12 protein-coding genes are annotated in these 13,013 nt (G+C 57.4%); 2 read left to right on the plus strand and 10 right to left on the minus strand.

What is annotated here, in order from left to right; all coding sequences use genetic code 11:
• Positions 1–65: 65 nt before the first annotated feature.
• Positions 66–1,427, plus strand: coding sequence for a prephenate-dependent tRNA uridine(34) hydroxylase TrhP (gene trhP, locus BJF97_RS19595; RefSeq protein WP_016946932.1), 1,362 nt, complete (start codon positions 66–68; stop codon positions 1,425–1,427).
• A gap of 244 nt (positions 1,428–1,671) precedes the next feature.
• On the plus strand, positions 1,672–2,565 hold the full coding sequence (gene yegS / locus BJF97_RS19600) for a lipid kinase YegS (protein WP_009654032.1): 894 nt from the start codon (positions 1,672–1,674) through the stop codon (positions 2,563–2,565).
• Here yegS and BJF97_RS19605 read toward each other — a convergent pair whose 3' ends face one another.
• From BJF97_RS19605 to dalT, 10 genes are all read right to left on the minus strand, one after another.
• On the minus strand, positions 2,566–3,036 hold the full coding sequence (locus tag BJF97_RS19605; protein ID WP_014230103.1) for a hypothetical protein: 471 nt from the start codon (positions 3,034–3,036) through the stop codon (positions 2,566–2,568). It lies immediately after the preceding gene.
• Positions 3,023–3,823 (minus strand): winged helix-turn-helix domain-containing protein, encoded by an 801-nt coding sequence (locus BJF97_RS19610; protein WP_032693715.1) that lies wholly within the window; start codon positions 3,821–3,823, stop codon positions 3,023–3,025. The genes BJF97_RS19605 and BJF97_RS19610 overlap by 14 nt, the downstream gene beginning before the upstream one ends.
• A gap of 416 nt (positions 3,824–4,239) precedes the next feature.
• Positions 4,240–5,013 carry an ABC transporter ATP-binding protein gene (locus tag BJF97_RS19615; protein ID WP_014230105.1) on the minus strand — a complete coding sequence of 258 codons (774 nt, stop codon included), beginning with the start codon at positions 5,011–5,013 and terminating at the stop codon, positions 4,240–4,242.
• Positions 5,014–5,023: 10 nt separating this feature from the next.
• A complete protein-coding gene (locus BJF97_RS19620) occupies positions 5,024–5,887 on the minus strand; it encodes an ABC transporter ATP-binding protein (protein WP_014230106.1) in 864 nt (287 codons plus the stop codon).
• Positions 5,859–6,764, minus strand: coding sequence for an ABC transporter permease (locus BJF97_RS19625; protein ID WP_032693714.1), 906 nt, complete (start codon positions 6,762–6,764; stop codon positions 5,859–5,861). The genes BJF97_RS19620 and BJF97_RS19625 overlap by 29 nt, the downstream gene beginning before the upstream one ends.
• Positions 6,761–7,798 (minus strand): ABC transporter permease, encoded by a 1,038-nt coding sequence (locus BJF97_RS19630; protein WP_014839013.1) that lies wholly within the window; start codon positions 7,796–7,798, stop codon positions 6,761–6,763. Before BJF97_RS19630 ends, BJF97_RS19625 begins: the two co-directional genes overlap by 4 nt.
• Positions 7,795–9,417, minus strand: coding sequence for an ABC transporter substrate-binding protein (locus BJF97_RS19635; RefSeq protein WP_032693713.1), 1,623 nt, complete (start codon positions 9,415–9,417; stop codon positions 7,795–7,797). Before BJF97_RS19635 ends, BJF97_RS19630 begins: the two co-directional genes overlap by 4 nt.
• Before the next feature lie 119 nt (positions 9,418–9,536).
• Positions 9,537–10,691 (minus strand): mandelate racemase family protein, encoded by a 1,155-nt coding sequence (locus BJF97_RS19640; protein ID WP_032693712.1) that lies wholly within the window; start codon positions 10,689–10,691, stop codon positions 9,537–9,539.
• Between the two features lie 299 nt (positions 10,692–10,990).
• The gene (locus tag BJF97_RS19645) at positions 10,991–11,653 is read right to left on the minus strand and encodes an HAD family hydrolase (protein ID WP_014230111.1); all 663 of its coding nucleotides are present in this window, start codon (positions 11,651–11,653) and stop codon (positions 10,991–10,993) included.
• Between the two features lie 48 nt (positions 11,654–11,701).
• The gene (gene dalT, locus BJF97_RS19650) at positions 11,702–12,979 is read right to left on the minus strand and encodes a D-arabinitol transporter (RefSeq protein WP_032693711.1); all 1,278 of its coding nucleotides are present in this window, start codon (positions 12,977–12,979) and stop codon (positions 11,702–11,704) included.
• Between the last annotated feature and the right edge of the window lie 34 nt (positions 12,980–13,013).

The following is a 13,013-nucleotide window of genomic DNA, read 5'->3' on the forward strand; positions in this document are numbered from 1 at the left end:
GGGGCACTCCCCAACTCGCCGTACCGGGTGCGGCGAATCTGACCTGTCATCAGAACGAGAAAATCATGTTTAAACCGGAACTCCTTTCCCCGGCGGGAACGCTGAAAAATATGCGTTACGCTTTCGCTTATGGCGCAGATGCCGTTTACGCGGGCCAACCGCGCTACTCCCTGCGCGTGCGTAATAACGAATTCAATCACGAAAATCTGCAGCTCGGCATCAACGAAGCCCACGCGCTGGGTAAAAAATTCTATGTGGTGGTCAACATTGCCCCGCATAACGCCAAGCTGAAAACGTTTATTCGCGATCTGAAGCCGGTGGTGGAAATGGGACCGGACGCGCTGATCATGTCCGACCCGGGGTTGATCATGCTGGTGCGCGAAAATTTCCCGCATATGGATATTCACCTGTCGGTACAGGCCAACGCCGTCAACTGGGCGACGGTCAAGTTCTGGCAGCAAATGGGGCTCACCCGCGTTATTCTCTCCCGCGAGCTGTCGCTGGATGAAATCGCCGAAATTCGCAGCCAGGTGCCGGAAATGGAGATCGAAATTTTCGTTCACGGCGCGCTGTGCATGGCCTACTCCGGCCGCTGCCTGCTCTCTGGCTATATCAACAAACGCGACCCAAACCAGGGGACCTGCACTAACGCCTGCCGCTGGGAGTATAACGTGCAGGAAGGTAAAGAAGACGACGTCGGTAATATCGTGCATAAGCACGAACCGATCCCGGTGCAGAACGTCGAGCCGACGCTGGGCATCGGCGCGCCGACTGACCAGGTGTTTATGATTGAAGAGGCCAAACGTCCGGGCGAATACATGACCGCTTTCGAAGACGAACACGGCACCTACATCATGAACTCGAAGGATCTGCGCGCGATTGCCCACGTTGAGCGCCTGACCCAGATGGGCGTCCACTCGCTGAAAATCGAAGGTCGCACCAAATCACATTACTATTGCGCCCGTACCGCTCAGGTCTACCGCAAGGCCATTGACGATGCTGCCGCTGGCAAACCGTTCGATATCTCCCTGCTGGATACCCTGGAAAACCTCGCACACCGTGGCTATACCGAAGGCTTCCTGCGTCGCCACACGCACGATGACTACCAGAACTACGAGCACGGCTACTCTGTTTCCGAACGCCAGCAGTTTGTCGGCGAATTTACCGGCGAGCGCAACGGCCAGCTGGCGGCGGTGGCGGTGAAAAACAAATTTTCCGTCGGCGACAGCCTTGAGCTGATGACCCCGCAGGGCAACGTTAACTTTACCCTCGAGCATATGGAAAACGGCAAAGGCGAACGCATGCCGGTCGCGCCGGGCGATGGCCACACAGTATGGTTGCCTGTTCCGGAAGATATGGCGCTGCAGTATGCGCTGCTGATGCGTAATTTTACTGGTCAGACGACCCGAAACCCGCACAGTAACTAGTTAATTTGGGTTATTTTTTCACGATGTAAAGATATTAGAAACGGATCACATACCGGTTCGTTCAAAGCAGATATCATCCATTTCGCTGAAAAACATAACCCATAAATGCTAGCTGTACCAGGAACCACCTCCTTAGCCTGCGTAATCTCCCTTACGCGGGCTTATTTTTTTATCTCTCTCCCGGCCTTCCCTTTCCGCATGCGGTACACTTTATGCATCATTGAGCAACAAAGGTCCCCTGATAATGTCCACGTTTCCAGCCAGCTTACTGATTCTGAATGGTAAAGGCGCCAATGAACCGTCCCTGCGAGAGGCGGTTAAACTGTTACGCGACGAAGGTATCGATATTCACGTCCGCGTCACCTGGGAAAAGGGCGATGCCGTTCGGTTTATCGATGAAGCCCTGACGCTGAATGTCGAAACGGTGATTGCCGGCGGCGGCGATGGCACCATCAATGAGGTGGCGACGGCGCTGGTGGAGCGCGACGGCAATCTGGCGCTGGGGATTTTACCGCTGGGCACGGCGAACGACTTCGCCACCAGCGTCGGCATCCCCCAGGATCTGGCCAGCGCCCTGAAGCTGGCCATCGTTGGCCGCGATGTGGCGATAGATGTTGCACGGGTTAACGATAAGACCGGTTTTATTAATATGGCCACCGGCGGTTTCGGCACCCGAATCACGACCGAAACCCCGGAGAAGCTCAAGGCCGCGCTGGGCGGCGTCTCTTATTTAATCCACGGCCTGATGCGCATGGATACGCTTAAGCCGGACCGCTGCGAAATCCGCGGCGAGAACTTTCACTGGCATGGCGACGCGCTGGTCATCGGCATCGGCAACGGGCGCCAGGCCGGCGGCGGCCAGCAGCTATGCCCGGAAGCGTTAATCAACGACGGCCTGCTGCATCTGCGCATTTTCACCGGCGAAGAGCTAATCCCCGCGCTGTTCAGCACCCTGGCCAATCCGGAAACCTCGCCGAATATTATCGACGGCGTCTCATCGTGGTTCGAGATCACCGCACCCCACGAGATGACGTTTAATCTCGATGGTGAACCGCTAACCGGCAAAACCTTCCGTATGGAGCTGTTACCGGCCGCGCTTCGCTGCCGACTGCCGCCGGACTGCCCGCTGCTACGTTAATCAGGTTTCGCAAAGCAAAGACGGCGCCCGGCTGGTATACAGCAGCCGGGTACGTTCGTTGAGCCGCTGGATGTTAAGGTAAAACGGTACCTGCGGCTGGAGGAAAAACGCTGGCAGGATACGCTTTACATGCTCCTCCTGCTCGGTCTCGCCGATGCTGGCTGAGACGGTTTCCGAACGCAGGAAGTAGTGCTGGCCGTCGCGGGTAAAGCTAAACCAGATGTTCTGATTAATGGTAAACGCAGCGCCCTGCGGCGGCGTAATTTCCCCCCGGACCATCGCCAGCCCGCGACTGCTATCAAATACGTAGCGTAAGGAAATATCGCCCTGGTAGCCTGCGTTAATTAGCCGCATCTCGCCGCTGCACTGGAAATGATTGCGCTGCCAGTATTGCCAGGATTTGATCATTATTCCGCTAAGCACCCCGATAAATACGATAGCGATTAACCATTTAATTTCACGCGGGCGCATTGGCTACCTCCTTAATGTAATATTTGGTGAGGCATTGATTATCACGCCATTGACTAAATGGCTGACGGCAGCGAATCACCGACACCCGCGCTTGCCCGGGATAAAGCGTCAAATAAACCCACGAATATTCTTCACATTCAAATTTGCTGCGCTTGATAAAATTGACATGACGAACGTGATCAACCACATCATTATTGGCAAAAAAATGACATTGTTGCGAAAATTTAGCAATTATGGGCGAATAAGTTTGCAAATAAGAGTCGAATTCTGTTTGCCACGCAACAAAACCGCCGACCAGACAGCTCAGCAGCGCCGCAAGCCCCCATAACAGAGAGCATCGCGGCCTTAACCGCTTTTTTTCAGGCACACTCGCAGCCGCGACCTCCTCGTGCACGGGCCCATCCAGGGGCACCTGTGGCTCCGGCGCCTTCTCCATCTCGCACGGCTGGGACTCCGTCACCGATATTGTCGCATCCAGCCTGACGCCAACCCTCGGCAGCGTAATAATAATATCGCCCTCCATGCCCAGCTCTTTAAATGCCCGGCGCAGCAGAGAAATATTCTGGTAGAAACCGTTGCTGGTTACCTGGGAGCCATGCTTTATCCACACTTCCTCGAAAAAGGTTTCGCGGGCAACGGTTTTGCCATCCTGCTGAATAAGCAGCAATAAACAACGGCTGGCCGGCATATTTAATGAAACCGTTTTCGTCTCGTCAGCAATGAGTATTAGAGCACCACGTTGAGGAATAAATGTAATTATTCCATTAATCGTATATGTTTTTTCCATCCTGTTCCCTGAGAATAGTAATCAAGTGGATAAGCGGCATGGGTACCCTACTCTAAATACGGTAATCCTTTATGACGCAGCTGATAACTTAAGATTATTCGCAGGCGAGTTTACTCTATTACTCAGCGGATCTGGAGGCGTAATACGCAGTTTTTCCTTGCAATTAACAAGGTTTAAATGAATTTACAGCATGGAATATTTTGAGATTTGAAGAAAATCTGGTTATTTATTTCAAAATTAATAATAAACACAAGTTATGATTCCATATATTTTCATTCATACAACAGATACTTTCATTTTAGATCTAAACACCACTTTTACATTAATAGACGATATTTATAACTATTAATACATATCATTTCAAAGTTTTATCCAAAAACAGGGCGCATTGTCCGCGAGACAATGCGCCATATCGCTTAGTATGCCGCCACCTCGCGCGCCATTTCGCGCGTATATTGCCGGCTGGCGTTAACCAGCATCTGCGTATAGGCCGTTTGCGCCTCGCCGTTAACCAGCGCATCGACCGTCAGGGTTTCAAGGATTTTCCCGTACTGCATTACCGCCACCTTCTGGCATAAATGGGCAATGACGCCCAAATCGTGGGTCACCATCAGGTAAGTGAGTTTAGCCTCCTGCTGCAATTCTGCCAGCAGGTTGAGGATCTCGGCCTGCACCGACACATCCAGCGCCGACGTCGGCTCATCCAGCAGCAGCACCTGCGGCTCAAGGATCAGCGCTCTGGCAATCGCCACGCGCTGCCGCTGGCCACCGGAAAGCTGATGCGGATAGCGTTCGCGAAACGCACGATTGAGGCCCACTTTGTCCAGCAGCGCATGAATCCGCCGGTCGCGATCGTGAATGCGATGAATCTGCAGCGGCTCTTCAAGGATATCGCCAATGGTGTGACGGGGATGCAGCGATCCGTACGGGTCCTGAAATACCATCTGCACCTGACGGCAGCGCTCGCGGCTAATCTCATGCCCTAAGCGCTGCCCGTCAATAGTTAACTCCCCCTGCCAGTGGGTAAACAGCCCCGCCAGGCACTTCAGCACCGTGGTTTTGCCGGAGCCGGACTCCCCCACCAGACCGTAGATCTCGCCGGGCTTAACGTGGAAATTAACGTCGTACAGCACCTGGTTACGCTTCTCCCCTTCGCCAAACGCGAGGTTGAGACGTTGAACTTCAATCATCATCCACTCCTTATTCCGTTAACCAGCTGGCCTGGCGCTGCAGCACCGGCAGTATCGGGCGACGATGCTGCATATCCGGCAGCGAGTTAATCAGCCCCTGAGTATAGGGATGACGGGCGTTATCGAGGTCGCAGGCGGCAATAGACTCCACCACCCGTCCGGCGTACATCACCAGCACGCGGTCGCAAAAGCTGCGCACCAGGTTGATGTCGTGGCTAATAAAAATCAGCCCCAGCCCGCGCGACTGAACCAGATCATCCAGCAGGCCCAGCACCTGCAGGCGCACCGACACGTCCAGCGCGGAGGTCGGCTCATCGGCAATGATCAATTCCGGGTCGGTAATCAGCATCATGGCGATCATGATGCGCTGCCCCTGTCCGCCGGATATTTCATGTGGATAAAGCTGATAAACGCGCTCCGGCTGGCGAATACGCACCACCTCCAGCATCTCCAGCGCCTTTGCCTTCGCCTCATCTTTGCGTCCCGGATGATGGGTCAGCCAGGCCTCGGCGATTTGCTTACCGACGCAGACCACCGGATTAAGCGAATATTTCGGGTCCTGCATAATCATGGAGATACGTTTGCCGCGCACGCCGCGCATCTGCGCTTCAGTAAGATGCAGCAGATCGAGGTTGGCAAACTGCATCCGGCTGGCGCTGACGCGGGCCTTTTTCGGATGCAGCTGCAGCAGGGCGCGCCCAACGGTGGATTTACCTGAACCGGACTCGCCGACAATGGCCAGCTTTTCGCGCCCCAGCTGGAAGGAGACGCCGCGCACGGCATGGGTCACCGCGCTGCCGTTAACAAAGTCGACGCACAGATCGCGCACGTCGAGCAGCGGAGCATTATTCGCTGCGGGGATCGAGGATGTCACGTAGGCCATCTCCTAAGAAGTTAAACGCTAAGCTGTTGATCATAATCGCCAGCCCCGGAATCGTAACCACCCACCAGCACTCCATCATGTAAGTGCGCCCGCTGGAGATCATCGCCCCCCACTCCGGCTCCGGCGGCTGCGCGCCGAGCCCGAGAAAGCCCAGACCGGCCGCGGTCAGAATGATCCCGGCCATATTCATGGTGATACGGATAATGACCGAGGGCAGACACAGCGGCACGATATGGCGCCAGAGGACGCGGGCCGATGATGCGCCCTGCAGACGTACGGCGGAGATAAAATCGGCCTGGCGCAGAGAGAGCGTTTCGGCGCGCGCCAGGCGGGCTATCGGCGGCCAGGCGGTGAGCGTGATGGCGATAACCACGTGCTCCAGCCCCGGACCTAAGGCGGCGACAAACGCCAGCGCCAGGACCAGACTCGGGAAGGAGATGAAAATATCGGTGACGCGCATCAGCACCATATCGACCTTACCGCCAAAATAGCCGGCGCAAACGCCGAGCAGCAGCCCGAGCGGACCGACGGTCACCGAGACCAGCAGCACGATATAGAGCGTGATGCGCGAGCCGTACACCAGGCGGCTAAAGATATCCCGGCCAAACTCATCGGTGCCGAACCAGTGCTGCGCGTTCGGCGCGACCAGCGCGCTGTTGAGGTCCTGTACCAGCGGGTTATACGGCGCAATCAGCGGCGCGAAAATCGCCACCACCAGCAGCAGAAAGATAATTCCGCCGCCGATGGCCGTTAGCGGGTTGCGCGCCATTTTGCCGATAAACCCGACGGCCCGCGCCGCCGCGCGTTGCAGCCGCTGACGGCCTTCGCCCGTGCCGCCCGAAAGCGGCGAATCCAGAGAAACGGTCATGATTTTGTCCTCGGGTCAAAGAATTGATACAGCATGTCGGAGAGCAGGTTGAGCATCACGAAGATCGCCCCCACCAGCAGCACGCAGCCCATTACCGCATTCATATCGCCCAGCAGCAGGCTACCGGTGAGGTAGGAGCCGAAACCCGGCCACGAGAAGACGGTTTCAATCAGCACCGCGCCTTCCAGCAGCGCGCCGTAGGCCAGCGCCACCACCGTCAGCAGCTGTACGAGGATATTGCGAAACGCGTGGTTCCAGATGACCTGACGCTCGGTCAGCCCCTTCACCCGCGCGGTAATAATGAACTCCTGCGACAGCTGGGCCAGCATAAAGCTGCGGGTCATGCGGCTGATGTAGGCCAGCGAGTGAAAGCCGAGCAGCGAGGCGGGCAGAATCAGGTGATTAATTGCGTTCCAGAAGACCTGACCGTTGCCCGCCAGCAGCGCATCAACGGTCATCAGCCCCGTGCGGCGCGGCACCATACCGTCCAGACCGAGGTCTACCCGCCCAGCGCCGCCCACCCAGCCGAGCCAGGCGTAGAAGACTAAAAGCCCCATCATCCCGACCCAGAAAATCGGCGTCGAGTAGCCCGCCAGGCTGATAATGCGCACGACATAATCGGCGACGCTATTGCGCCGCGCCGCCGCCAGCACGCCCAGCGGAATACCGAGGCCCGCGCCGACGAGAATCGCCATCGTCGCCAGCTCCATGGTGGCCGGGAAGACGCGGATAATGTCGTCCACCACCGGTTTCCCGGTCAGCAGCGCGTTGCCCAGATCGCCGTGCAGCAGGTTGACGAAATAGATGCCAAACTGGGTGGTCAGCGATTTATCAAACCCCAGCTGATGGTAAACCTGCTGGTAGGTACTCTGGTCAGCGTCCGGACCAACAATCGCCAGCACCGGGTCGATGGGCATGACGCGGCCAATAGTGAAGGTCAACAACAGCAGGCCGAACAGCGTAATCACCACCTGCAGCAGCCGTTTTGATAAGCGCCGGCCGCGTGAGCCGGGCGCAAGGATTGCGATACTCATCCTTTTTCTCCTTCGCGGACTTTATCGACGTCACGCAGAAAAGTGGTGGCGGAGGGGTGCGGCTGATACTGCCGCACCTCATTGCGCACCACCACGGAATCGACCATCTGCGAAAGCGGAATAAGGGCCGGGACCAGCTGGTCGTAGCGCGTCTGGATGGCCTGATAGTCGGCCACCTGTTTTTGCGGATCGCGTTCCAGCAGTGCGCGGTCAATCATCGCGTTGAGCTGCGGGTCGTAAAAGCCGGTGCGCCAGCCCTGGAAGTTGGTCAGGCGCGCCTCATCGCTGTTATCCGGGTTATAGACCAGCGCGCGCAGGCTGGAGTGCGGGTGCGGCTCCATTCCGCTGCCGCCGCGTCCTACCAGCAGGTCAAATTTACGCTCGCGCATCGCGCCGTAGATCTGGTTACCGGTGCCGGTGATAATTTTGGCGTTAATCCCCGCCTGCATCAGCGTCGACTGCACGGCGATTGCAATGTTCAGGAACGGCTGATCGGAGAGGACCCGCAGCGTGGTATCAAAGCCGTTGGGATAGCCTGCTTCCGCCAGCAGCTTTTTCGCCCGCGCCACGTCCAGCTTATAGCCCGGGTCGGGCAGCGTTGACGGCATGCCCGCCTTAATCGGCCGCTGGTGCAGCACCCCGTAGCCCGGCATCAGCGCTTTATTGATGCCCTGGTAGTCAATCAGATAGCGCACCGCTTCGCGCACTTTCGGATGGGCGAAGTGCACCTCTTTCATGCTCATCGCCACGTAGTACATGGTGCCGCGCTGCACCGCGTCGACGGTCAGCTGGGGGTCGCTGCGCAGGGCGTTGATGTCGGAAACCGCCATATTGTTGGCAATATCGAGGTCGCCTTTTTCGATCATCAGGCGCAGGGTTTGCGACTCCTGGAAATGGCGCAGCACCACGCGGCTCATTTTCGCCTCGCCGCGCCAGTAGTCAGGATTGCGCTTCATGCGCAGCACATCTTTCGCCTGCCAGGTTTCCAGCGTGAACGGCCCGGAGCCGGCTTCATGGGTGGTCAGCCAGCGGTTACCCCAGTCGTTATCCTGCTGGTGGCTTTGCACCGTTTTGCTGTCGAGCACCCCGAGGTTGCCCAGCGCCGCCAGCGAGTAAATCACCAGCTGCGGATCGTTATCTTTGGGTAACTCGATTTGCACCGTGAAGCGGTCCGGCGCGCTGACCTGGCTGTCGATGTTTTTCTGACTGAAACCGTAGGATTTCCATACCGAGGCCTGCGCCAGGTTGAGGTGCAGGATGCGCCGCATCGACCACACCACGTCGGCGGCGGTCAGCGGATTGCCGGAGTGAAATTTCACGTCGTCGCGCAGATGAAAGGTCAGGGTTTTGCCGTCGGGGCTGATATCCCAGGATTTCGCCAGCGCGGGCTTAACGTTGGTGAGCTGCTCAGGGTCAAGCTCCACCAGCGAGTCGTAGAGGTTGACCACGATCCCCACCACTTCATTACCGGTCATCGCCGCCGGGTCCAGGGTGAGCAGGTTATTCATATTCATACCGATGATGAGCTGGTCGGGCGGCGTTTTCGCCATCGCCGCCCCGCTCCCCATCGACACGGCGAGCGCGAGCAAGCACGCTGCCAGTCGGGAGGTTTTTTTCATATCTCTGTTTGCCTGTACTGTAGGGTACATGTTGCCGGATGACGGCATTTTCGCCTTATCCGGTCTACCGGGCCGCAGACCCGATAAGCGCAGCGCCATCGGGCATTTATTTTTTTGAATCAGTCGTGGCTAACGGTATTGGCTTCGATATACGCAAAATTAATGTCTTCGCCGAGGCCCGGACGTTGTGACAGATGCACAAAGCCCTGGTCATCCATGGGGTCGACAAGGCTGTTGAGATAAGCCGCCGGTTCATCGTAGTCGAGGAACGGATGCAGCAGGCCGCGCTCGTACCAGCGGCAGTTGCGGATCGCCCCGACCACCGCCAGGCTTGCCGCGCCGTTGCCGTGGACTTCGCAATCCATGCCGAAAGATTCCGCCAGCGCCGCGACCTTCATGGTCGGGGTAATACCGCCCACGCCGTTAGCGCCGGCGCGCAGAATGTCGCAGGCTCCGGCTTTCACCCATTCGGCGCGCATGCGGTGCTTGCCGCCGAAGCTCTCCGGCCCGACGATGGGGATCGACAGGTTTTCCGCCAGCCACGCGTAGGAGGACATCGAATCCTCCTCCATCGGCTCTTCAAACCAGGCGAAGTTGAGTTTTTCCAGCTCTTTGCCGATCCACAGCGCCTCGGCGCGGCTGTACCAGTGATAGCCGTCAATCATCAGGTCAATATCCGGCCCCACCGCTTCGCGCACCGCCGCGCAGGCTTTAATGTCCATTTTGGGATTGGGCGCAAAAGAGATTGGCGGCATCCAGGTGTGCAGCTTGATGGCCTTGTAGCCGCGGGCGACCAGCTTTTCGGCAAAGGCGGCATACTCCTCCGGGGTCGACAGACCGCCCGGCAGATCGTCGCCGCACATCGTGCTGCCATAGGCCGGGACGGTATCGCGATAGCCGCCGAGCAGCTTGTAAACCGGCATCTTAAGGCTGCGGCCTATCAGGTCCCACAGCGCCTGTTCAATAAACGACAGCGCGCGCTCGGTCAGCTGGTGAGCGCTGCCGCGCTGCCAGTGGTTAAGATCCTGCCAGATACGCTCGCGGTTAAACGGGTCCTGCCCCACCAGCACCTTGCGGAAAAAGGTATTCACCACGAACGGGCGCACCACTTCCGGAGGCGCAAACGAAAAGCCCTGCGCGCCATCATCGGCGGTGATGGTCAGCATCGCCATTTTGGCCATGCTTTCAGCCCCCGGATGGGAGTGCCCGGCGCTGTCGGAAACCCGACGCGTGGGATACTGGAAAACGGTGACATTTACAGATTCAATTTTCATGCTCGGTCCTTATCACGGCCAAATCCGATCGATAGAAGCAAATCGGCAAAGTGGTTTCACATTATTGAAAATATGTTTCAATATCTAATCTAAGCACAATTACGCAGCAGTGCCTCGGACAAACACCGCTAAGCAAGGCAATAAATTTGGGCATTGGCACAACAAGGCGTGACTGTTTTCACAAAAGATAAGCGAAATGTGAGGCGGATCGGCATGGTGAAAAAGGGGGGCGTGAGCGCAGAAAAGAGAGTAACCGACCGTGTACATCCCGGGATTTTCTGCGCTCACGAAAGGGTGAGTTATTCGACCGCCTCCGCCTCGGCGGTGAGGGCTTCCAGCAGTTCAGGCAGCGCCCGATAGCGGCCAGCGGCGCCCTGAAAACGCGCGTGCTGGCTATCTTCGGCAATCACTATCGTGGCAATCCCCGCCGCCCGGGCGGCGCTAAAGCCGTTGAAGCTGTCTTCGATCACCAGGCACCGGCTGGCGTCGAGATTCAGCTTATCCAACGTCGTCAGATACACCGCCGGATGCGGCTTGCCCTGCGCTTCATCGTCCGCGCTGCAAATCACATCAAAATAGTGCCAGAGCGAGAGCTTGTTCAGCACGGCGGCGATAACCTGCCGGGACGAGGAGGTGGCGAGGGCAATTTTATAACCGGCATGGCGAAAATAGCGTAACGCCTCATGCACGCCGCGCATCGGCTCGCCTTCGGCGGCGATCAGGCCGGTAATACGCTGCAATATCGCGGCCTCAAGCCGCTGCGGGGCAAGCTCAAGCTGGCAATAGCGGCACCAGGTGCGGGCAATATCGTCGAGGCGTTTGCCTTTGGTCAGGGTTTCGCACTCCTCGACGCTCGCCGTTGCCCCCCACTGCGCGAGGGCGTCGATTTGCGCCTGCCGCCACAGGGCTTCGGAGTCAATAATTACGCCATCCATGTCAAAAATCACTGCCTGAATACTCATCATCCACCTCATTAAGGCCGGCATGCCTGGCATGCCGGCCGCATCACCTTAAGAGAACTCCACCTGCTCGCTGGCCGGCGCTTCCTTGTGGGAAAAACCCGGCTGCTCGACGCGAATAAATGCACAGAGGAAAAAAGCCGCCACGTACAGCGCGGTATAGGCGATCACCACCCCGATGGTGCTGAAGAACGGTAGCAAAATCACCGCAATGGCCGGCGCGAGAAAGTTCGACATCCCCGCCGACAGGTTATATACCGAAATGGCCGCGCCTTTGTGCTTCGGCTCCAGCGCCGGGAAAACCGCCGCCAGCGGTACGAACGCGGCGACAAAGATCCCCAGAGCGATAGCCGGAAGCAGCGCCATCGCGAAGTTATGTCCGAAGTGCTGCGGAATGTAATAAAACGCCAGGCTGGAGAGCGCCATGCCGATGCAGCCGAACCAGCGCACCACCTTCATCCAGCCCAGTTTTTCGCCCAGAATGCCCCACAGCACGTTCGAAAAAATGGTGGTGAAGAAGAAGACCGCCCACACCTGCAGCCATTCCGAGGTAGTAAAGCCCAGCTCATCGACGAACATCATCGGCATAATCACCGCAAAGCCGAACAGCGACAGGGTGTTGATAATTCGCACCATGCTCGACAGCAGAATATTGCGGTTGGTATAGAGCAGCGTCGCCGCGCGGCCCAGTTCGGCAAACTTCTCGCGGGTAGTCAGGTTCTGCATATGGTGCGGCGTTTTAATATGGCGCAGGGAAGCCAGCGCAATGATGCCGCCGGTGACGCAGAAAGCCAGCGCCAGCCACAATGTCCCCAGCTCGCCGATATGCGGGATGGTAAAGCTCGGAATATAGCTGCCGAACACGCCGATGCCGATCGAGTAAACCGCCCAGAACCAGCCGATCGCCGAGCTGGCGTTATCGCTTTTCACGTTGTGGATAATGGCGACGATAAACGAGTAAAGGAACAGCGGATACGCGAAGCCGCGGATGCCGTAGAAAACCAGGATCAGGGCATAGTTCGCGTGACCGAGGCCGAAAACGAGGAACAGCACGTGGAACACGCACCACAGCACGAAGCCAATCATCATGGTCTTCAGCGGCGTGATGATTTCCGCCACCACGCCGGAGATCCACGCCGACAGCGCGGCGGCCAGGCCGTAGAGGGTAAAGGCGAACGATGCCTGCGCCGGGGAGAACCCGAGCTCTTTGATGTAGTGCGACAGGAATGCCAGTTCAAAACCGTCGCCGGTCATAAATACGGCAATGGCGATGTATCCCCAGAGCAGGTTCAGGGGTAAACCGAGCCACTGTTTATTATTGATGGACATAATGACCTCGTTTTTAGGGTACAGGAGGCCGCTC

The sequence above is a fragment of the Klebsiella sp. LTGPAF-6F genome, from assembly GCF_001753185.1.
Taxonomy (GTDB): Bacteria; Pseudomonadota; Gammaproteobacteria; order Enterobacterales; family Enterobacteriaceae; genus Klebsiella; species Klebsiella michiganensis.